Origin of the sequence: Massilia sp. Se16.2.3 (assembly GCF_014171595.1) — a bacterium.
In the GTDB taxonomy this organism is placed as follows: domain Bacteria; phylum Pseudomonadota; class Gammaproteobacteria; order Burkholderiales; family Burkholderiaceae_D; genus Telluria.
In genome coordinates this window covers 4,068,374-4,089,039 of record NZ_CP050451.1, presented here as the reverse complement: position 1 = coordinate 4,089,039, position 20,666 = coordinate 4,068,374, and the positions used below count along the sequence as shown (strand labels likewise).

13 protein-coding genes and 2 pseudogenes are annotated in these 20,666 nt (G+C 66.9%); 9 read left to right on the top strand and 6 right to left on the bottom strand.

Features of this window, described 5'->3' with window-relative positions; all coding sequences use genetic code 11:
- Positions 1–30: 30 nt before the first annotated feature.
- From G4G31_RS26760 to G4G31_RS18615, 3 genes are read right to left on the bottom strand one after another with little or no spacing between them, the layout of a single operon-like run.
- Positions 31–519 (bottom strand): CheR family methyltransferase, encoded by a 489-nt coding sequence (locus G4G31_RS26760; protein WP_229425096.1) that lies wholly within the window; start codon positions 517–519, stop codon positions 31–33.
- Entirely contained in the window at positions 410–883 is a 474-nt protein-coding gene (locus G4G31_RS26755) for a hypothetical protein (protein ID WP_229425095.1), read from the bottom strand. Before G4G31_RS26755 ends, G4G31_RS26760 begins: the two co-directional genes overlap by 110 nt.
- Complete coding sequence (locus tag G4G31_RS18615) at positions 871–5,784, bottom strand: response regulator (RefSeq protein ID WP_182988892.1); 4,914 nt, start codon at positions 5,782–5,784, stop codon at positions 871–873. Before G4G31_RS18615 ends, G4G31_RS26755 begins: the two co-directional genes overlap by 13 nt.
- 364 nt (positions 5,785–6,148) lie before the next feature.
- On the opposite strand from G4G31_RS18615, the gene G4G31_RS18610 reads away from it, so the two are divergent.
- Positions 6,149–6,886 carry a LuxR family transcriptional regulator gene (locus G4G31_RS18610; protein ID WP_229425094.1) on the top strand — a complete coding sequence of 246 codons (738 nt, stop codon included), beginning with the start codon at positions 6,149–6,151 and terminating at the stop codon, positions 6,884–6,886.
- Here G4G31_RS18610 and G4G31_RS18605 read toward each other — a convergent pair.
- Positions 6,861–7,073 carry a helix-turn-helix transcriptional regulator gene (locus G4G31_RS18605; RefSeq protein WP_229425635.1) on the bottom strand — a complete coding sequence of 71 codons (213 nt, stop codon included), beginning with the start codon at positions 7,071–7,073 and terminating at the stop codon, positions 6,861–6,863. The two genes, G4G31_RS18610 and G4G31_RS18605, sit on opposite strands and share 26 nt — an antisense overlap.
- Positions 7,074–7,283: 210 nt before the next feature.
- Here G4G31_RS18605 and G4G31_RS18600 point away from each other — a divergent pair, with 210 nt between their 5' ends.
- The gene (locus G4G31_RS18600) at positions 7,284–7,871 is read left to right on the top strand and encodes an acyl-homoserine-lactone synthase (protein WP_182988890.1); all 588 of its coding nucleotides are present in this window, start codon (positions 7,284–7,286) and stop codon (positions 7,869–7,871) included.
- 56 nt (positions 7,872–7,927) lie between these two features.
- Here the strand turns inward: G4G31_RS18600 and G4G31_RS18595 are convergent, their stop codons facing one another.
- A complete protein-coding gene (locus tag G4G31_RS18595; protein WP_229425093.1) occupies positions 7,928–8,404 on the bottom strand; it encodes a GNAT family N-acetyltransferase in 477 nt (158 codons plus the stop codon).
- A 157-nt stretch (positions 8,405–8,561) separates the two neighbouring features.
- Positions 8,562–10,664, bottom strand: a complete 2,103-nt coding sequence (locus tag G4G31_RS18590; RefSeq protein WP_374011259.1) for a prolyl oligopeptidase family protein — start codon at positions 10,662–10,664, stop codon at positions 8,562–8,564.
- Positions 10,665–10,754: 90 nt separating this feature from the next.
- Here G4G31_RS18590 and G4G31_RS18585 point away from each other — a divergent pair.
- From G4G31_RS18585 to G4G31_RS18575, 7 genes and pseudogenes are all read left to right on the top strand, one after another.
- Positions 10,755–13,361 (top strand): annotated as a pseudogene (locus tag G4G31_RS18585) (CHASE domain-containing protein); the annotation flags it as partial.
- Between the two features lie 293 nt (positions 13,362–13,654).
- Positions 13,655–13,777, top strand: a pseudogene (locus G4G31_RS29415) (hypothetical protein); the annotation flags it as partial.
- 277 nt (positions 13,778–14,054) lie between these two features.
- Positions 14,055–15,140 (top strand): exodeoxyribonuclease V subunit gamma, encoded by a 1,086-nt coding sequence (locus tag G4G31_RS27715; RefSeq protein WP_267873627.1) that lies wholly within the window; start codon positions 14,055–14,057, stop codon positions 15,138–15,140.
- Positions 15,119–16,903 carry an exodeoxyribonuclease V subunit gamma gene (gene recC / locus G4G31_RS27710; RefSeq protein ID WP_267873626.1) on the top strand — a complete coding sequence of 595 codons (1,785 nt, stop codon included), beginning with the start codon at positions 15,119–15,121 and terminating at the stop codon, positions 16,901–16,903. Before G4G31_RS27715 ends, recC begins: the two co-directional genes overlap by 22 nt.
- Complete coding sequence (locus tag G4G31_RS26750; RefSeq protein ID WP_229425092.1) at positions 16,861–17,514, top strand: hypothetical protein; 654 nt, start codon at positions 16,861–16,863, stop codon at positions 17,512–17,514. The genes recC and G4G31_RS26750 overlap by 43 nt, the downstream gene beginning before the upstream one ends.
- A complete protein-coding gene (locus G4G31_RS29410) occupies positions 17,511–18,146 on the top strand; it encodes a UvrD-helicase domain-containing protein (protein WP_374011258.1) in 636 nt (211 codons plus the stop codon). The genes G4G31_RS26750 and G4G31_RS29410 overlap by 4 nt, the downstream gene beginning before the upstream one ends.
- On the top strand, positions 18,130–20,541 hold the full coding sequence (locus tag G4G31_RS18575; RefSeq protein ID WP_374011257.1) for a UvrD-helicase domain-containing protein: 2,412 nt from the start codon (positions 18,130–18,132) through the stop codon (positions 20,539–20,541). Before G4G31_RS29410 ends, G4G31_RS18575 begins: the two co-directional genes overlap by 17 nt.
- The last annotated feature ends 125 nt before the right edge of the window (positions 20,542–20,666 follow it).

The following is a 20,666-nucleotide window of genomic DNA, read 5'->3' as shown; positions in this document are numbered from 1 at the left end:
GTTTTCATTGTACGCACCGGTTCGTGCGCGTCAGCCCACCCTTTTGTACCAGGCCGGCGCATCGCCCAGCGGCTGGTAAGCCGCCGCGTGGGCGTCGCTCGCGGCCAGTTCGCGATCGGTCGCCAGCACGCCGAAACGCGACAGGCTCTCGAAGAACAGGCGCAGCACGCGCTGGCGCAGCATCGGACCGAAGTCGGCCAGGGCGCGGCAGCAGACGATGGCCTGGAACTCGTTGAACGAGGCATCGGTCACCAGGTTGTACTGCGCCCAGGTGATGCGCGAACGCAGGCGCGGCAGCAGGACAGCGCGGCCGTCCTTGAGCTCGAAATAGTCGGACAGGGCAGCGGTACCGCCGCTGGCGGCATACTGCTCCTGCAAGGCCGGCAACGCGAACGCGTCGATCGACGCTTCACGCACCTCGGCCAGCAACTCGTCGTTGGCCACCGTGGCGAAGATCTCGGTGCGCGCAAGCAGTCCTTCCTCGTGCAGCACGATTGCCAGCGTCCAGGCTTCGCCCACGCCGGCGCACTCGGTCCAGCCAGACCCGCGGCACGGCAACCGGCCGCAGCGCGGCGCCGAGCACTTCCCGTGCCTGGCGCGCCCAGTCCGGATTGTCGAACAGGGCGGCCGGTGCCACGCAGAGCGCACGCAGCACGTTCGACGCGGCGCCCGGCTCGTGCAGCACCCGTTCCTGCAGTGCCGACACGGTCTTCAGTTCGCGCGCGGCCATTACCGCCAGCAGCTTTTTTCGCACCACCTGCCGGTCGTAGTCGCGGAAATCGAAGCCGTGCCTTTGCGACAGGGCTTCAAGCAGCAAGTCGATCTCCAGCTCCTCGACCGCCAGCGAGGCCGCGAAAGCGGCAAAGGCGGTCAATGCAGCCACACTCGCATCAGCGACAGCAGCTGCGCCACATCGACCGGCTTGGTGATGTAGTCGGAAGCGCCGGCGGCGATGCACTTGTCGCGGTCGCCCTTCATCGCTTTCGCGGTGAGGGTGATGATCGGCAGCGACTTGAACTTCGGAATACGACGGATGGCGCGCATCGTGTCGTAGCCGTCCATCTCCGGCATCATGATGTCCATCAGGACGATCTCGATGGTCGGATCCTTCTCCAGCACCTCGATGCCGTCACGGCCGTTCTCTGCAAACAGCACCTGCATCTGCTGGCGCTCCAGCAGGGACGACAGCGCAAAGATGTTACGCAGGTCGTCGTCGACGATCAGGACCTTGCGGCCCGCGAGGCCGCCGTCGAGCGCATGGATCTCTTCCAGCATCTTGCGCTGCAGTTCAGGCAGGGATGCGTGCGAGCGGTGCAGGAACAGCGCCGTTTCGTCGAGCAGCCGCTCGGGCGAACGCGCATCCTTGATCACGATGGTCTTCGCATACTTCTTGAGCTTCGTGACTTCCTTGCGCGAGAGTTCCTGCGCAGTGTAGATCACGATCGGCAGGTCGCGCAGGGCTTCCTTCTTGCCGATCTGGTCGAGCAGGTCGAAGCCCGACACGTCCGGCAGGGTCAGGTCCAGCACCATGCAGTCGAAGTGCTTGCTCTCGAGCGCTTCCATCGCCGCCTTGCCGGTCTCCACGGTTACCATGTTCAGGTCGTTATCGCCGATCAGGTTGACGATCAGTTCGCGCTGGGCGAGGTCGTCCTCGACCACCAGCAGGCTACGCTTGCCGCCGACCAGGAACTTCTGGATGCGGGTGAACTCTTCCTGCAGCGCCTCGCGTTCCACCGGCTTGCTGATGAAGGAAATCGCGCCCTGGCGCAGCGCACGCTCGCGCTCGCGCAGGGCCGAGACCACGTGCACCGGGATGTGGCGGGTGCTCGGGTCGCGCTTGAGGCGGTCGAGGACCGTGAAGCCGTCGATGTCCGGCAGGTCGATGTCGAGCAGGATCGCCGACGGCAGGTAATCGCGGGCGAGCGACAGCGCCGAGTCGCCGCGGTGGGTGACGATGCCCTTGAAGTTCTTCTCGCGGGCGAATTCCAGCACGGTCTTGGCGAAGCGGTCGTCGTCCTCGACGATCAGCACCGACGGGTCGCCCGGGGCGATCAGGCCGCGGTCGTCCAGCATCGAGGCGTATTCCACGAGGCCGGTGGCACCGGGTGCCTGTACCTCGATGGTGGCCACGCCGCTTTCTTCCACCTGGGCAGCCGTGTAGATCACCGGTGCTGCCGCAGGCGCGCTAGGCGCGGCCAGGCGGGCCGGCTGCGGCTGGCGCGTCGCTTCGTAGTTGATGAAGCCGGCGCGGTTGTACGGCAGGTAGAGCGTGAAGGTCGAACCGATGTTGACGGTCGATTCCACGCGAATCTCGCCGCCGAGCAGGCGGGCCAGTTCGCGCGAAATCGACAGACCCAGGCCCGTGCCGCCATATTTACGCGCGGTCGAACCGTCGGCCTGCTGGAAGGCTTCAAAAATCAGCTGCAGCTTGTCCTGCGGGATGCCGACGCCGGTATCGCTGACCGAGAAGGCCAGCACGGCGTCCGCATGCAGCAGGTGGGGGTGATCGGCCGTCCAGCCGCTGGTGACGAGGCTGATGTTGAGCGACACCTGGCCATGGCTGGTGAACTTGAACGCGTTCGACAGCAGGTTCTTCAGGACCTGCTGCAGGCGCGTCGTGTCGGTCATGACGGCGGTCGGCAGGTTGTCCGCCAGGTCGACCTGGAAGCCGAGGTGCTTGGCTTCGGCCATGTGGCGGAAGGTGCGGTCGACGTAGTTGCGCAGGGTGGCGAAGCGGTACTCCGACACGTCGAGCGTGACGGTACCGGACTCGATCTTCGAGAGGTCCAGGATGTCGTTAATCAGGGTCAGCAAGTCCGAACCCGAGCCGTGGATGGTCTTCGCGAATTCCACCTGTTTACCGGACAGGTTGCCTTCCGGGTTATCCGACAGCTGCTGCGCCAGAATCAGCAGCGAATTCAAAGGCGTACGCAGTTCGTGCGACATGTTCGCGAGGAACTCGGACTTGTACTTCGAGGACAGGGCCAGCTGGGTCGCCTTTTCCTCCAGCGCCAGCTTGGCCTGTTCCACTTCGCGGTTCTTGCGTTCCACCTCGATGTTCTGCTCGGACAGCAGGCGCGCCTTTTCGGCCAGCTCCTGGTTGGTCTGCTGCAGTTCCTGCGCCAGCGACTGCGACTGGGTCAGCAGCGATTCGGTACGGCTGTTCGCCTCGATCGTGTTCAACACGACGCCGATCGACTCCATCAGCTGGTCGAGGAAGGACAGGTGGGTTTCGGTGAAGCGGTCGAGCGAGGCGATCTCGATGACCGCCTTGACCTGCTGTTCGAACAGGATCGGCAGCACGACGATGTTGTTCGGCGGCGCCGAACCCAGGCCCGACGAGACCACGATGTAATCGCGCGGGACGTCGGTCAGCCAGATGCGGGTTTTCTCGAGCGCGCACTGGCCCACCAGGCCTTCGCCCGGCAGGAAGGAGGTCGGCAGCTTGCGGTTGGATCGGTAGCCATAGCTCGCGATCATGCGCAGGCGGGCGTCAAGCTCCTGCGAATCCATCATGTAGAACACGCCGTGGTGCGCCGAGACCAGCGGAGCGAGCTCCGACAGGATCAGCTTGGTCACCGCGCCCAGGTCGCGCTGGCCCTGCAGGAGTCGCGTGAAGCGCGCAAGGTTGGTTTTCAGCCAATCCTGCTGCGCGTTCTTCTGCGTGGTCTCCTTCAGGTTACGAATCATCTCGTTGATGTTGTCCTTCAGGTAGGACACCTCGCCGCGCGCTTCGACCTGAATCGAACGCGACAAGTCACCACGGGTCACGGCCGTTGCCACCTCGCCGATCGCGCGCATCTGGTTGGTCAGGTTTGCCGCCAGCTGGTTGACGTTCTCGGTCAAGTCTTTCCAGGTACCCGCGACACCCGACACGTTCGCCTGGCCGCCCAGCTTACCTTCGGTACCCACCTCACGTGCCACACGGGTCACCTCGGATGCGAAGGAAGACAGCTGGTCGACCATGACGTTGATCGTGTCCTTCAGTTCGAGAATCTCGCCCTTCACGTCCACGGTAATTTTCTTCGACAAGTCACCACGCGCCACCGCGGTCGTCACCGCCGCGATGTTACGCACCTGGCCTGTCAGGTTCGAGGCCATGAAGTTCACGTTGTCGGTCAAGTCCTTCCAGGTACCGCCCACGCCCGGCACATAGGCCTGGCCACCCAGCTTGCCTTCCGTACCCACTTCACGCGCAACCCGCGTAACCTCGGATGCGAAGGAGGACAACTGGTCGACCATGACGTTAATCGTGTTCTTCAGCTCCAGAATCTCGCCCTTGACGTCCACGGTAATCTTTTTCGACAGGTCGCCGTTCGCCACCGCGGTCGTCACGTCCGCAATGTTACGCACCTGGCCGGTCAGGTTACCCGCCATCGAGTTCACGCCGTCGGTCAAGTCTTTCCAGGTACCCGCAACGCCAGGCACGTTCGCCTGGCCGCCCAGGCGGCCCTCGGTACCCACTTCCCGTGCCACACGGGTCACCTCGGATGCGAAGGAGTTCAGCTGGTCGACCATGACGTTGATCGTGTTCTTCAGCTCGAGAATCTCGCCCTTCACGTCCACCGTAATCTTCTTGGACAAGTCGCCGTTTGCCACGGCGGTGGTCACGTCCGCAATGTTACGCACCTGGCCCGTCAGGTTACCCGCCATGGAGTTCACCGAGTCGGTCAAGTCTTTCCAGGTGCCCGCGACGCCCTTCACCTGCGCCTGGCCGCCCAGCTTGCCCTCGGTACCCACCTCACGTGCCACACGGGTCACCTCGGATGCGAAGGAGGACAGCTGGTCCACCATGACGTTAATCGTGTTCTTCAGTTCGAGAATCTCGCCCTTCACGTCAACGGTAATCTTTTTGGACAAGTCGCCGTTCGCCACCGCGGTCGTCACCGCCGCGATGTTACGCACCTGGCCCGTCAGGTTCGACGCCATGAAGTTCACGTTGTCGGTCAAGTCCTTCCAGGTACCGCCCACGCCCGGCACGTAAGCCTGGCCGCCCAGCTTGCCCTCGGTACCGACCTCGCGCGCCACGCGCGTCACCTCGGATGCGAAGGAACGCAGCTGGTCCACCATGACGTTGATCGTGTCCTTCAGTTGCAGGATCTCGCCGCGCACGTCGACGGTAATTTTCTTCGACAAGTCGCCGTTTGCCACGGCGGTCGTCACTTCCGCGATGTTACGCACCTGGGAAGTCAGGTTACCCGCCATCGAGTTCACCGAGTCGGTCAAGTCCTTCCAGGTACCCGCGACGCCTTTCACCTGCGCCTGGCCGCCGAGTTTACCCTCGGTACCGACCTCTCGCGCCACGCGCGTCACTTCGGAGGAGAAGGAGGAGAGCTGTTCCACCATCGTGTTCGCGGTCGTTGCCGCGCGCAGGTACTGGCCCTTCAAGGGGTGGCCGTCCACTTCCAGCGCCATGGTCTGGGACAGGTCGCCCTTTGCCACGGCGCCGATGACGCGCGCCATTTCCGTGGTCGGACGCACCAGGTCGTCGATCAGGGAATTGACCGAGCTGATCAGGGTGCTCCAGCCGCCGACCACGCCCGGCACGTCGGCGCGCTGGGTCAGGTGGCCCTCGCGGCCGACGACGCGCGACACTTCGGTCACGGCCTCCACCATCTTCGACTTGGTTTCGATGATGTCGTTCAGCGTATCGGCGATCTTGCCGGACACACCGGTCCAGTCCGAAGGCATGCGCACCGAGAAGTCACCCTTTTTCAGGGCCATCAGCGTAGCGAGCAGGAGTTTGACGTCCAGCTGTTCGGCCATGTCGGTCATTGTGTTCATCGACTTGTAATCCTCGTTTTGGAAAATGGAGCAATATTCTTGTGCGCGCGCCGGAATGGCTTCGCGCCAGGAAACTGTTAAACGGAAAGTATGGAACGATACTCTTGTGCGGGATCAAGTCAAGCGCCGCAGCGAGAATAAAACTTGCACTGCGGGAATGTTAAATCGCAGCAGGGAAGGGTATCTGAAATTTTGTTTCCGGCGCGCACGATTTAAAAGGGCTTAACCAGGACTCGTTGCGCATTTACTACAGCAAATACATGTCCATACCCTGCTGAAGCTTGATAAAATTGCCACCACGCATGCTCGTGGGGCTGTTTTCCACTAGTATAGACAAGTTGAATTCAATGGAAGAGCGAGCACTATGGTCGAGACTGCGGAACTCGTGCAGCTGATGCAGTCCAAGGATGCCGATTCATGGCGTCAGACCCTGTTCGGCCTGGCGCGCTCGCTCGGCTTCGAACAGGTGCTGTTCGCAGTGGTGCACTCGCGGCATACCCAGTTCGAGCAAGCTTTTCTACAAAGTAATTATTCGACTGAATGGCGCGATCATTACGACGCGGAGCGCCTGGCCTATGTCGATCCGACAGTTGGCCATTGCCTGACCAGTACCTTGCCCTTCATCTGGGAGCCGGAGACCTTTTCCACCGAGGAGGGACGGGCGCTATATGAAGATGCTTCCGGCTACGGGATCCGGACCGGGGTGACGCTGCCGATCCATGGTCCGAACGGGGAAGTGGGCATGCTCAGCCTGGCATCGGACGCCGCGCCAGGTGATGAATTTTCGCAGGAAGTCGCGCGCAACATGGGCTCCTTGTCCCTGATGCGCGATTATGCCTTTGCCTCGTCGCTGCCGTTTTCGCAGCAGCCGACGGGTGGGGAAGCGGTTCCGCGCCTGACCCGGCGCGAGCTCGAGGTGCTCAACTGGGTCATGGCAGGCAAGTCCTCGTGGGAGATCTCGATGATCACCCGGTGTTCGGAAGCGACCGTCAACTTTCACCTGGCTAACGTACGTCAGAAGTTCAACGTCAACACACGCCAGCAGGCGGTCGTCAAGGCGATCGCCCTCGGACTACTTACCCCTGAAGATCGCCATCGTTGAGCTTACCGTTCACGTACAGCTTCAACAGGATCGCGACTGGCTGCGGGATCGCCAGGCCGGTTTCAAAGCGGCTACCGCTCGATTGAGTCACGCCGAAACGGCCCCAGAACTTTTCCTGGCTCTCGCGTTTGCTGATGCGGAATTGACGCAGGTCGACGTGCGCCGGGCGCGGCGGCATCGGCATCATGGTCGGCTGTAAGCCTGGGCGGGCAAGCATGGATTCGCTGATGTAGTCGTTGGGCATGGCGTCTCTCCTGGTTATGCGGGTCAAAAACCTAGTATTCCACCGTAACCGTTTGTAGCCACCTAGCAAACCTGCTAGTTACTTTCCTGCCCGAATTGCATGAATCTTATGCCCAACGCATATTTTCTTGCGTCAATAACCAGGGAGAACAACATGGCACTGCAAATCGACATCGCAGCACGGCGCGAATTCAAGTCGCGTGACTTGTGGGAGATGCATGCGCTGCGCGCAAAAGTGTTCCAGGGCCGGCTCGGCTGGGAGGTCCCCGTGTTGTCAGGTATGGAAATCGACGGCTACGACGCGCTCGAACCGCACTACATGATGATGCGCGATTCGCGCGGCGGCATCTTGCGCGGCTGCTGGCGCCTGCTGCCGACCGAGGGCCCCTACATGCTGAAAGATTCGTTCCCGCAACTGTTGCATGGCCAGCAAGCCCCAAGCGACGAGCACATCTGGGAGCTGTCGCGCTTTGCCATCGAAACCGGCGGCAGCAACCATTTCGGCTTCTCGCAAATGACCATGGAATCCTTTGCCGCCATCTTGCGCTTCGGTCATGAACGCGGCATCGAACGCTATGTCACGGTCACCACCACCGCGATCGAGCGCCTGCTGCGCCGTGGCGGTATCGTCACCGAGCGTCTCGGCCCGCCGCTGGTCATCGGCGTCGAGACGGCAGTGGCCCTGTTCGTCGATATCGAAGCGACCTGCGAAGTACTATTCGACCACCGCCTGGCGAGCTGAAGAGGGCACGCGGCAGCCGCCCGCCGCCGGTTAGCGCCGTGTTCAGGGACGCGGCCTCAACTGGCGGGCGCCAGGTCCAGCCGCATCGCCTGCTCCATGCGCGCATCGCCCGGCCGCACCGGGAAGGGCGCGCCATGGTCACGGAATCCGGCGCGCTCGTAGAGCCGCCGGGCCGTGTCGTTTTCACTGAGTACGCCCAGCTGCATGGCGCGTGCGCCGGAGGCGCGTGCCCAATCCACCGCGGCCTTCAGCAGGGCGGCCGCCGCGCCGTGGCCGCGGCTTTCCGGTGCCACCCACATCTGGAACAGGTTCACCAGCAGCGGATCGGCCGCGTCGAATGTGGCCCAGGCCAGGCCGACGGCGCTGCCATCGTATTCCGCCACCAGCGGCCGGTCCCGGTTCGAGGTAACGGCCAGGCCCAGGCCCAGGCCCAGTCGGCATCCACGCGCGCCTCTTCTGCCGCCAGCGTGCTGCCGAAGGCGGCCGGCGCGTCCGCCAGCGCGCGCAGCCGCAGCGTCCGGTAGAGTGGCCACTCGTTGCTGGCGAGCGGACGTACCCTCACCATGTCGACGAGGGGAGGCGCCGGCGCGGCGGGCGGGGCTATGGTCACGGATTTCATGTCCTTCTATATATAGTGGGGGCGGCAAAGCCACGGAAGTTGCACCATGGCAGTTTCACGCCGATGATTCGCTACTTCAACTGCTTGCGCAGAAAGGTATAGGTCAGCGCCCACATACGCGCCTGCTGGGTATTGTTGGCTGCGCCGGCGTGCCCGCCCTCGGTGTTTTCCCAGTACAGCACCTGGTGCCCCTGGTCGCGCATCAGCGCCGCCATCTTGCGCGCATGGCCGGGGTGGACGCGGTCGTCGCGTGTCGAGGACGTGAACAGCACTGGCGGGTAGTGCTTGTCCTTGAAAACGTTCTGGTAGGGCGAGTACTTGCCGATGAATTCCCATTGGGCCGGGTCGTCAGGGTCGCCGTATTCGCCCATCCACGAGGCGCCGGCCAGCAGCTTGTGGTAGCGCCGCATGTCCAGCAGCGGCACCTGGCACACCACGGCATTGAACAGGTCCGGCCGCTGGGTCATGGCGGCGCCCACCAGCAGGCCGCCATTGCTGCCGCCCATGATGCCGAGGTGGCGTGGGCTCGTGATCTTGCGCTTGATGAGGTCCTTGGCCACCGCCAGGAAGTCGTCGAAAGCGCGCTGGCGATGTTCTTTGAGCGCGGCCTGGTGCCAGCGCGGGCCGAACTCGCCGCCGCCGCGGATGTTCGCCAGCACGTAGACGCCACCGCTTTCCAGCCAGCCCGCACCATCCATGCCGCTGTACGAGGGCGTGAGCGACACCTCGAAGCCGCCGTAGCCATAGAGCAGGGTGGGGTTGCGGCCGTCGCGTTTTGCGCGCCGGTCCATCACGACGAAATACGGGACCATCGTGCCGTCCTTCGACTTCGCCTCGAACTGCGACACGGCCAGGCGCGCGCCGTCGAACCAGGCTGGCATCGCTTTCAGCCGCTCGCGGCTGTCCTTGCCGACGCTGCCCAGGTAAAGCGTGGTCGGCGTCAGGAAACCGGTGACGGTCAAAAAGTAGTCGTTCGACTCGATCGGGTCGAAGGCCCAGACGCCCAGGCTGCCGACGTCCGGCGCCGCCACGTCGCGCCGCTGCCAGCTGCCACCCTCATGGCGCAGTTCGACGAGGCGGTTCTTGACCTTGTCGAGCACCGTCAGGAGCAGGGCGTCGCGCGTGACCGTCACGCCCTCGAGCGAGGTGGTGGCGGTCGGCGTGAACAGCATCTCGAAATCGCGTTCGCCGCGCATGAAGCGGGAAAAGTCGATCGCCAGCAGCGCGCCCTGCGGCCAGGTGCGCCCGCCGACCTGCCAGGTCGATCTCAACTCCATTAGTATCTGATCGCGCACCGCATAGGCGTTCGCGTCCAGCGGCTTGTCGACTTTGACGAGGCGATCGCCCTCGCGCAGGAACAGTTCGCTGCTGTAGAAGTCGATCTGGCGCGAGACGAATTCTCGCTCGAAGCCGGGCGTCATGTCCTTGTATGCCGACGCCGACAGGTCGCCGCCCTGGGCTTCGAAGACAGTCGTGGCCGCCGACAGCGGCGTTCCGCGCTTCCAGGCCTTGACGATGCGCGGGTAGCCCGAGCCGGTCATCGAACCCGGGCCGAAGTCGGTGCCGACGAACAGGGTGTCGGCATCGATCCAGCCGACCTCGCTCTTGGCTTCGGGCAGGGCGAAGCCGCCGGCGACCCAGGCGCGCCGTTCCAGGTCGAATTCACGCACGATGGCGGCATCGCCGCCGCCGCGCGAGAGCGACACCAGGCAGCGCGTCGCTTGCGGCTTGAGGCAGGTGGCGCCGGCCCACACCCAGTTCTCGTGTTCGTCGCGCGCGAGCGCATCGAGGTCGATCACGGTTTCCCACTGCGGCGCCGCCTTGCGGTATTCGGCCAGCGTGGTACGGCGCCAGATGCCGCGTTCATGGTCGGCATCGCGCCAGAAATTGTAGAGATACCCGCCCTCGCGGCTGACGTAGGGAATGCGCTCCCTGGCGTCGAGGATGGCCTGCAGGCGGGCGCGCAGCGCTTCCCCGTCAGGGCCGCCGAGCGCCTTTTCCGCCAGCGCGTTCTGTTCGCGCACCCAGGCCAGCGGGCGCTCGCCGCCCACGTCCTCGAGCCAGGCATACGGGTCGGGCAGAGGCTGGGTGCCAGCTGGCGCAGCCGCCATGCCATCCGCCAGTCCACCCGCCGCTGCCAGGCCAAGCAGTACTTTCGCCGCCGTTTTCCGCATCTTTTCTTCCTTACTGTCGAGCGCCCCAACGGCGAACCGATATCGTATATTATCAACAATCTTTCGTCTCTTACTGCACGGCAAAAAACGATGGCCCTGTCGATCACACGCAGCATCGGCGCCCTGGCGGGCATGCGCGGCACCACCCGTGTCGTGATGTGGGGCGCCGGCGTCTGGCTGGCGCTCCTGGTCGGCGCCATCCTGCACATGGCGGCCGGGCGCACCGTCGAGGAATCGGCGCGGCGCCGCTTCGATTACCAGGCGCGCGCCATCAAGGACGAACTGGCCGGTGTCATCACCTCGTACAACGAAGTCACGCGGGCGCTGGTGGCGATGTTCGCGGCCAGCGATAAGCCGGTCACGCGCCAGCAGTTCCACCGCTATGTTTCCGCGCTGGCGCTGCACGAGAATTACCCGGCGCTCGACGCCGTCGCCTACACCCATGAAGTGCCTGATGCCGAGCGCGACGCTTTCGAAGCGGCCGTGCGCGCCGACCGCAGCCTCGATCCGCGCGGCTATCCCGGCTTTTCGATCCAGCCTCCGGGACGGCGTCCCAGCTACGCCGTCCTCACCTACATCGAGCCGCCCAGCGCGCTGCCGGAAAAATTCGGGGTCGACATCACCGCCAACCCCGCCGTCGCCGAGGCGATGGCACGCGCCCGCGATTCCGGCGGCATGAGCGCCTCGGGCCAGCCGGTGCGGGTGGAGAACCCGACCCCGCATATCGCGCTGGGCATGCGCGCCCCGGTCTACCGCGGCGGCGTCACCCCGGCCACGCTCGCCGAGCGCCGCGCCGCCTATGTCGGCAGCGTCGGTATCGCGTTCTCGGTGCCGGCACTGGTCGAGCGCACGCTGGCCGGGCAGGCCGCCTCGCCGATCGCGCTGTCGCTGTTCTCCGCACCGCCGGGAGCGGCGCGCCAGGCAGGCGCGCCCGCCGCGCTGGCGCCAGCGCCGGCGGACCGCCTGCTGTACGGCGACGGGGGCCTGCGCACGCACCCGCTGGACGCGGCCACGCGCTTCGTCACGGTGCTGCCGGTCGATTTCGGCGGCACCCTGTGGAAGGCCCATTTCAGCGCGGCCAGGGAAGAGTTCTACCTGCCCTTCGAGCGCCGCTTCCCGCTGCTCGCCTTTATCGGCGGCTTCCTCGCCACCTTGCTGGTCTACAGCCTGTTCCTGTCGCTGTACTGGTCGCGCCGCGGCGCGATCGAGCAGCGCACCCTGCTCGACACGGTGCTCGACAACCTCGACGCCTTCGTCTTCATGAAGGACCGCGACCGGCGCTTTCGCTACGTGAATGCGAAGACCGCGCAGGCGCTGGGCGAGAGTGCCGAGCGCATCAACGGCCGCCTCGACCGCGAGGTGATGCCGCTGGGCGCAGCCGACGCCGCCTGGGAACGCGAGCGCGCCGTGTTCGACGGCCACCGCCGCGCGAGCCAGGTGGAAGTGCGGCTGGCCGACGGCACACCGCGCCAGCTGTGGGAAGTGAAGGTGCCGGTGCGCCTCGATGGCGGCGTCGGCGGCGTGCTGTGCGTGGCGACCGACGTCACCGAACTGCACCAGCTCAAGGCCCAGGCCGACGCCGCCAACCAGGCCAAGAGTAACTTCCTCTCGAACATGAGCCACGAGATCCGCACGCCGATGAACAGCATCATCGGCATGACCCACCTGGCGCTCAAGGGCGCGCTCGACCCCAAGCAGCGCGACTACCTGGAAAAGATCCATCACTCGGGCCAGCACCTGCTGGGCATCATCAACCACATCCTCGACTTTTCCAAGATCGAGGCCGGCCGCATGGAGCTCGAGCTGCTTGACTTCAAGCTCGATGCCCTGATGGGCAACCTCGAGACCCAGCTTGGCGAGGCGGCCGCCGCCAGGGGCTTGCGGCTCGAGTTCGACGTCGCCCCGGAACTGGCGCGGCCGCTGCGCGGCGACCCACTGAGGCTCGAGCAGGTGCTGCTCAACTTCCTCGGCAACGCCATCAAGTTTTCCGAACGCGGCAGCATCGTCATCCGGGTGCGCGCGGTGCGTGCCTTCGGCCACGAGACGCTGGTGCGCTTCGAGGTGCGGGACCACGGTATCGGCATCGATCCCGCCGAGGTGGCGCAGCTGTTCACGCCTTTCCACCAGGCCGACCCTTCGACCACGCGGCGCTACGGCGGCACCGGACTGGGCCTGGTGATCAGCAAGCAGCTGGCCGAACTGATGGGCGGCGAAGTCGGCGTCGACAGCCAGCCAGGCCGCGGCAGCACCTTCTGGTTCACGGCGCGGCTGGGGCAAGGCGGCAGGCAGGAGAGCCGCCTTGCGCGCAAGCACGAGGACGGGCACGAGTCCAGGCTGGAACCGAAGCCGGAGCCGGACGCGCGCCCGTCGCGGCGCAGCGGCGCTTCCGGGTTGCCGGCCGTGCGCCTCGACGGCAAGACCATCCTGCTGGTCGAGGACAATGTCTTCAGCCAGCAGGTCGGGTGCGAACTGCTCCAAGGCGTGGGCGCGAGCGTCGTCGTGGCGGGCAACGGCAGCGAGGCGATCGAGCGCATGCGCGAGCGGCGCTTCGACTGCGTGCTGATGGATGTGCAGATGCCGGTGATGGACGGCTTCGAGGCCACGCGCCGCGTCCGGGCCGACGAGGGCCTGCGCCACACCGTCGTCATCGCCATGACGGCCAATGCCGGCGTCGAGGACCAGCGTCGCTGCATGGAGGCGGGCATGGACGACTTCCTGACCAAGCCGGTCGCCCCTGAGCTGCTGGCGACGACGATCCTGCGCGTGCTGGCACGGGTGGGAACGCGCCAGGAGCAGGGCGTGGCCGCATCGGCATCGGCAGCGGCAAGCACGCCGGACCCGGTGCCGGCCGTGGCACCGGCCGCCGCTCGCACCACCGTCAGCGCGCCGACGCCGCCCGCCGACAGCCCGGCCGCGCCGCCGACGGCCGCCGGCATGCCGCTCCTCGACGTCCAGTGCTGGCCGCCACCTTCGGCCACGACCCCGACAAGATGCGCAAGTTCGCCTTCATGTTCCTCGACAGCGTACGCGAAGGCATGGCCGAGATCGACATCGCGCTGGCCTCGAACGACCTGGCGCGTGCCGGCGCCGTCGCGCACCGCCTGAAATCGTCGGCGCGCGCGGTCGGGGCGATGGGCTTTGCCGAGGTCTGCTCCGAACTCGAACGCCAGCACGAGCGCGGCGCCCTGGCCCGGGGCGTGCGCTTGGAGCGCGTCTGCGCAGCATCTTTGCGCGGCTCGATCGGCAAGTGGCAGCAGAACTTGGTGCGCGCGCCACGGACTCGCGCTGAGCGAAGCGGGTATCGAAGGCCAGCCTTTCGCCGCGCCGGCAAAAAGAGTATCCTGTTGCGCCTGAGCTCCACCACCACGACCGATCCACCTACCTCCCCCGATGCCTTCCCCGATCACCCCCGGCTTGCTGATTTTGCACGGCAACCAGATGGAAATGCTGCGCGCCGCCGTATTCGACTGGCTGCGCACGCATCCCCTCGGTCCCCTCGAGCAGGAAACCATCCTGGTGCAGTCGAACGGGTTCGCCGAGTGGCTCAAGATTGCCCTGGCGCGCGACCTGGGCGTGTGCGCCGCCACCCGCGTGGCCTTGCCGGGCCGCTTCCTGTGGGAGGCCTATCGCGCAATGCTGGGGCGCGAGCGTGTTCCGGCACGCTCGCCCTTCGACAAGGATCCGCTCACCTGGCGCCTGATGCGCCTGTTGCCCACGCTGCTGCGCGAGCCGGCCTTTGCGCCGCTCACGCACTTCCTCGGCGACGGCTGCCCGGAACGGCGCCTGCAACTGGCCGAGCGCCTGGCCGACCTGTTCGACCAGTACCGGGTGTACCGCGCCGACTGGCTCACCGACTGGGAGATCGGACGCGACCAGCTGCGCCGCGCGGGCGGCGACCCCGTACCGCTCGAGCCGGACCAGGTCTGGCAGGCGCACCTGTGGCGTGCCGTGCACGAGAGCGTGCCGCCCATGCAGCGCGGCCTCGGGCGCGCCGCGATCCACGAGGTGTTCGTCACCAGGATCCTGTCCGGCGACCCGCCCGCCGGGCGCCTGCCGCGCCGCGTCGTGCTGTTCGGGATGTCGGCGCTGCCTTACCAGACGCTGCAGGCGATCGCCGCGCTGGCGCGCCACACCCGTGCTGGCCGTGCCGAATCCCTGCCAGTTCTACTGGGGCGACATCATCGAAGGGCGCGAGCTGCTGAAAGCTGCGCACAAGCGCCAGCCGGCGCGCGACGGCGTCGACCTGGCCAGCGTACCGATCGAGGCCCTGCACGCCCACCCCACCCGTTGCTGGCGAGCTGGGGCCGCCAGGGCCGCGACTTCGTGCGCATGCTCGACGAATTCGACAACGAAGAGGTCAGGCCGGAAGATGCCGAAAACGGCACCACCCGCCTGCGCATCGACCTGTTCTCCGAGGGGCCGGGCGAGACCCTGCTGGCCCGGTGCAGGCCGCCGTGCGCGACCTGCTGCCGCTGAACGAGCATCCGCAGGAGCCGCCGGCGCCGGACGACCATTCGATCGCCTTCCACGTCACCCACAGCACCCAGCGCGAAGTCGAGGTGCTGCACGACCAGCTGCTGTCGTGGTTCGCCGCGGACCCGAGCCTGCGCCCGCGCGACATCGTCGTGATGGTGCCCGACATCGACACCTTCTCGGCCGCGATCCACGCCGTCTTCGACCAGCACCGCAAGAACGACCCGCGCCACATCCCGTTCCAGATCGGCGACACGCGCGACCGCAGCGTCAATCCGCTGCTGGTCGCGCTCGAGTGGCTGCTGCGTTTGCCGCAGCAGCGCTGCCGCCAGAGCGAGGTGCGCGACCTGCTCGACGTGCCGGCGCTGGCCGCGCGCTTCGGTATCCACGACGACGACCTGCACACCCTCGGCCAGTGGATCGACGGCGCCGGCGTGCGCTGGGGCCTGGATGGCGAACACCGCGCCGGGCTCGGCCTGGGCGCGGCCGGCGAACAGAATGCCCGGATCTTCGGCGTGCGGCGCATGCTGCTCGGTTACGCCAGCGGCGCCGGTGCCCGCTTCGGCGATATCGAACCGTATGGCGAGGTCGGCGGGCTCGATGCCGCCCTGGCCGGCTCGCTGGCCCAGCTGGTCGAGTGCCTGCTGGCCTGGCGCGCACGCCTGGCCGAGGCGCGCACCCCTGCCGAGTGGGGCGTCGAGGCACGGTCCCTGCTGGCCGCCTTTTTCGACGGCCGCGAGGAGGGCGACCGTCTGACGCTGGCGCAGCTGAACGAAGCCCTGCAATGCTGGCTCGAGATGACGGAATCGGGCGGCTTCGACGAGCCGGTGCCGCTTGCGGTGCTGCGCGAAGCCTGGCTGTCGCAGATCGACCAGCCGACCCTGAACCACCAGTTCGTCTCGGGCGGCGTCACCTTCTGCACCCTGATGCCGATGCGCGCCGTGCCTTTCCGCGCCGTCTGCCTGCTCGGCATGAACGACGGCGACTTCCCGCGCCGCACGCCCCAGGCCGACTTCGACCTGCTGGCGCTGCCCGGCATGAGCCGCCCGGGCGACCGTTCGCGCCGCGACGACGACCGCTACCTGATGCTGGAAGCCCTGCTGGCCGCGCGCGACAGGCTGTACGTGAGCTGGGTCGGACGCAACGTGCGCGACAACAGCGAGCAGCCTGCCTCGGTGCTGGTGGCGCAGCTGCGCGACTACCTGCGCGCCGGCTGGAAGCTCGACCTGTCCACCATCACGACCGAGCACGCGCTGCAGCCCTTCAGCCGCCGCTATTTCGAGCAAGGTGGGCTGCGCACCTACGCGCGCGAATGGCGCGCGGCGCACGGCCAGGGCGAACGGGCAAGGGAGGCCGACGCCTTGCCCCCGTATGAACTCGAGCCGGGCTACCGCCTGACCCTGGCCGAACTGGCCAGCTTCATGAAGCAGCCGGCACGCTACTTCTTCCGCCGCCGCCTGGCCGTGATGTTCAACGAGACCGAAGTGATCGGCGAGGACGAGGAGCCGTTCGCGTTCGACGGACTCGAACGCTACGGCCTGGAAGACAGCCTGCTCGACGACGGCGGCGTGATCGAGGAACTCGATGCGGTGCGCCAGGTACTGCAGGCGCGTGCCGAACGGCTCGCGCGCGAAGGCGCCTTGCCCATCGGGCTGATCGGACAGCACTGGCAGGAGCAGCTGGTCAAGGACCTGGTGCCGGTGCGGGAGGCCTGGCTGCGGCTATGCGCCGACTTTCCGGATGCGGCGCCGAAGCTGGTTCCCTGAAGCTGGCGTTCGATGCCGTCACGCTGGAAGACTGGATCGACCGCCTGCGCAGCAATGGCGCGCAGACCGCCTGGCTGGCGCAAACCTCGTCGAAAGTGCTGGACAAGGAAGGCGCGCCCTGTGGCGACAAGCTGATCGACGCCTGGCTGCGCCAGCTCGCTGCCAGCGCCGCCGGTGTCGAACTGACCGGCTACCTGGTGGCGCGCGACGCGCTGGTGACGATGCAGCCGATCGAACAAAGCGAGGCGCTGGCCGTGCTCGCGCAGCTCGCCGCGCTCTGGCGCCGCAACCTGGACCAGCCGCTGCCGGTCGCCTGCAGGACGGCGCTCGTCCAGCTGGCGGCGGAAGAGCCGCCTCCGGCCGATGGGCGCAAGGGCAAGCCGAAAAAGCTCAGCCCGCGCAAGACCTACGAGGGCCAGTACAAATTCCCCGGCGAGGTCCAGCGCGAGCCCTGCCTGGCGCGCCTGTGGCCCGATTTCGCCGCTCTTGGCGCGGCCGACCCGGGCGGCGTCGTGGCACGCGAAGTCTATGGTCCGCTGCTGGCGTGGATGCGTGCGCACGTCGAGGTCGAGTCACATACGGGAACGGATGCAACAGGAACGGATGCATGAGCCAGCTACTTGATCCCCTCGACTTCCCGCTGCACGGCTCGCGCCTGATCGAGGCCAGCGCCGGCACCGGCAAGACCTGGACCATCGCGGCCCTCTACCTGCGCCTGGTGCTGGGCCACGGCTTTGATGCCGCCTTCGCAAAGCCCCTGCTGCCCTCGGACATCCTGGTGATGACCTTCACCCGCGCCGCCACGCGCGAACTGTCGAACCGCGTGCGCGAGCGCCTGGTCCAGGCAGCCGCGTACTTCCGCGGACAAAGCGAAGGGGGCGATCCGTTCCCGGAAAGCCTGGCGCAGGGCTATGCCGGCGAGGGCGAGCGCCAGGTCGCGGCGCACCGCCTGATGCTGGCCGCGGAAACGATGGACGAAGCGGCGATCTTCACGATCGACGCCTGGTGCCAGCGCATGCTGCGCGAACACGCCTTCGACAGCGGCAGCCTGTTCGACGAGGAACTCGTCAGCGACGAGCGCGCGCTGTTCGACGACGCGGCGCACGATTACTGGCGCCAGCATGTCTACCCCCTGAACAGCACGTCCCTGGCCATGGTGCTGGGTTGCTGGCGCGATGTCGGTGCGCTCAAGAATGCGCTGCGCGCCCCGGGTGGGGCGCGTGTCCGTGCTCGGCGCACATGAAACCGAGCCGCTCGCGGCGGTGCTTGCGCGCATCGACGGCAAGCAGCGCGCCGAGCTGGCCCGCCTGAAAGAGGGCTGGGTCGAGCGCGTCGAACAGATGCAGGCCTGGCTCGCGGCGCAGCGCGAGCGCAATCCGAAATGCCTCAGCGCCGGCAAACTCAAGCCGGAATCCGAGGCCGAATGGTTCGCGGCCCCGGGTGCCTGGGCGCGCGATCCGGACAGCAGGGAGCTCAAGCTCAAGGGCACGGGATGGACGCGCCTGACGGTCGAGGGCATCGAGGACGCCTTCAACAAGGGCTGCGCCGTGCCGGTGCCCGATTGCTTCGCCGGTACCGCGCCGCTCAAGGCCGGGCTCGACGCGATGGAACCGGTCAAGCATGCGCTGGTGCGCCATGCCGCCACCCATATCGCCGCCCGCATCGCGGAACTCAAGGCGCGCAACCGGCAGTTCGGTTTTGCCGACATGCTCGCGCGCCTGAAGGACGCGCTCGAAGGCCCGAATGGCGAGGCCTTGCGCCGTCGTATCGTGCTGCAGTACCCGATCGCCATGGTCGACGAGTTCCAGGACACCTCGCCCGAGCAGTACCGCATCTTCGACCTGCTGTACCGGGTGGCGGACAACGATGCCGCCACCGGCCTGTTCCTGATCGGCGATCCGAAACAGTCGATCTATGGCTTCCGCGGCGCCGACATCCACAGCTATCTGGCGGCGCGGCGCGCCACCGAGGGGCGCCACTACCAGCTCGGCACCAACTACCGGTCCACCGCGGCGCTGGTGGAAGCGGTCAACCAGCTCTTCGCCCATGCCGAGGGGACGAAGGGGCAGGGCGGGCATCCGGCCGGCGCCTTCCGCTTCCGGCGCGGCGAGGTCAACCCGCTGCCCTTCGAGCCGGTGGCGGCGGCCGGCCACAAGGCCCGGCTGGTCGGCGTGGCCGGCCCCTACCAGGCGCTGACCCTGTGCGCGTCCGAACGCGACGACCTGGGCTCGGACGAGTACCGTGACTTCCTTGCCCAGCACTGCGCGGAACACATCGTTACCCTGCTCAACGACGAAGGGGTCGGCTTCGAAGCGCCCGCGGCGGGCGGCGGTACCCGCTTCACCCGCCTGATACCGGCCGATATCGCCATCCTCGTGCGCGACCGCAAGGAAGCGGCGGCGATCCGCCGTGCACTGGAGCGGCGCAAGGTCAGGAGCGTCTACCTGTCCGACAAGGACTCGGTGGTCGAGAGCGACGAGGCGCGCGACGTGCTGCGCTGGCTGCATGCGGTTGCCAATCCGCTCGACGGCGTGCTGGTGCGCGCCGCCCTCGCCACGCGCACGGCCGGCCTGCCGCTGGAGGAACTGGCACGCCTGACGGCCGACGAAGCCGCGTGGGAAGAGCGCGTCGAGCAGCTCAAGAACCTGCACGCCTGCTGGCAGCGCCAGGGCGTGCTGGCGATGCTGCGCCGCTTCATCCACGAGCTGGAGCTGCCAGCGCGCCTGCTCGACGAAGCCGGCGGCGAGCGCCGCCTGACGAACCTGCTGCACCTGGCCGAACTGCTGCAGGAAGCGAGCCGCCACCTCGACGGCGAAGGTGCGCTGATCCGCTGGTTCGCCGAGCAGATCGAGGGCCTGGGCGAAGGCGGGGACGAGCTGGTGCTGCGCCTGGAAAGCGACGCCGAGCTGGTGAAAGTCATCACGGTGCACAAGTCGAAGGGGCTGGAGTACCCGCTGGTCTACCTGCCCTTCGCGGTCACGGCGCGCAAGACCGAGCGCAAGATGGCGTCCTTCTTCGAATTCGCGCACGAGGACGGCAAGCGCCAGATTGACCTGGCCCTGTCCGACGAAGCCCTGGCGGCGGTCGACCGCGCGCGCCTGGACGAGGACCTGCGCCTGCTCTACGTGGCCCTGACGCGCGCGCGCCACTTCCTGTGGCTGGGGGTGGCTGCCCTGAGCAACCGCGGCTCGACCAAGAGCAACCTCCTGCACGAGTCGGCACTGGGCTACCTGGCGACCGGCGGCACCCCGGTGCCCGCCAGCGCGCTGGCCGAGCACCTCGACCGGCTGCGCGGCGGCTGCCAGGACATCGCCCTGCACACGCTCCCCCACTGGACGGCTGCACGATGCTCGATCGCGCCGAGCAGCATGCGCCCCCGGTGGCGCCGGCGCCTTTCGATGCCGACTTCGAGCGCAACTGGTCGGTCGGGTCGTTCACGTCGATCACCCGCCACACCCAGCAGACGCGCCGATGCGCGCGGCCGAGGAGACCCTGTTCGAGGAAGCGCAGGTGCTGCCCGATCCGCCGAAGGTCGAAGACGCGCCCTGGCACCGTTTCCCGCGCGGCTCGGTACCGGGCAACTTCCTGCACGAGCAGCTCGAATGGATCGGCCAGGAAGGCTTCGACATCATCCATGATCCGAACTTCGATGCGCGCCTGGCGCAGCGCTGCGAACGCGCAGGCTGGGGCCACCGCAGCGAGGACACCGTTGCCTGGCTGCGCACGGTGGTGGGCACGCCGCTGCCGCCGCTGGGTGCGCGCC

Coding starts and splice junctions, on each gene's coding strand:
- G4G31_RS27715 (WP_267873627.1), top strand. CDS start 14,055: ATGCCTTCCCCGATCACCCCCGGCTTGCTGATTTTGCACGGCAACCAG.
- G4G31_RS18600 (WP_182988890.1), top strand. CDS start 7,284: ATGGCACTGCAAATCGACATCGCAGCACGGCGCGAATTCAAGTCGCGT.
- G4G31_RS26750 (WP_229425092.1), top strand. CDS start 16,861: ATGCGCCGACTTTCCGGATGCGGCGCCGAAGCTGGTTCCCTGAAGCTG.
- G4G31_RS18605 (WP_229425635.1), bottom strand. CDS start 7,073: ATGATGCCGATGCCGCCGCGCCCGGCGCACGTCGACCTGCGTCAATTC.
- G4G31_RS18615 (WP_182988892.1), bottom strand. CDS start 5,784: ATGAACACAATGACCGACATGGCCGAACAGCTGGACGTCAAACTCCTG.
- G4G31_RS18610 (WP_229425094.1), top strand. CDS start 6,149: ATGGTCGAGACTGCGGAACTCGTGCAGCTGATGCAGTCCAAGGATGCC.
- G4G31_RS18590 (WP_374011259.1), bottom strand. CDS start 10,664: ATGCGGAAAACGGCGGCGAAAGTACTGCTTGGCCTGGCAGCGGCGGGT.
- G4G31_RS29410 (WP_374011258.1), top strand. CDS start 17,511: ATGAGCCAGCTACTTGATCCCCTCGACTTCCCGCTGCACGGCTCGCGC.